Genomic DNA, 437 nt, shown 5'->3' on the forward strand with positions numbered 1-437 from the left:
GCAGTTGGTCACCTCCGATGCCCATGCAGGGTTGAAAGCTGCTGTGGCGCAGCAGTTCAGCAACGTCACTTGGCAGCGATGCCGGGTGCATTTCATGCGTAACCTGCACGGGGCGGTCTCGGCGAAACAGGCCCCGGTGGTGACCGCGGCGGTCAAGACGATCTTCGCCCACACCGAACCCGACGACATCCACGCCCAGTGGGACCAGGTGGCCGACACGCTGGAAGCGTCGTTCCCGAAAGTGGCGGCGATGATGCGGGAAGCCAAAGCTGATGTGTTGGCGTTCACCGCGTTCCCGAAGGCGCACTGGCAAAAGATCTGGTCGAACAACCCGATCGAACGGTTGAACAAGGAAATTAAACGCCGCGCTGATGTCGTGGAGATCTTCCCGAACCCGGCGGCGTTTCTACGGCTGTCGACCGCGGTGGTGATCGAGG

Annotated in this window: 1 protein-coding gene; it reads left to right on the plus strand. The window is 61.8% G+C overall.

Annotated features, from left to right (window positions below):
* On the plus strand, nucleotides 1-437 hold a 437-nt coding region (locus tag B1964_RS28535; RefSeq protein WP_172398997.1), incomplete at both ends, for a transposase.

Origin of the sequence: Gordonia sp. i37, assembly GCF_002043085.1 — a bacterium.
Classification (GTDB): Bacteria; Actinomycetota; Actinomycetes; order Mycobacteriales; family Mycobacteriaceae; genus Gordonia; species Gordonia polyisoprenivorans.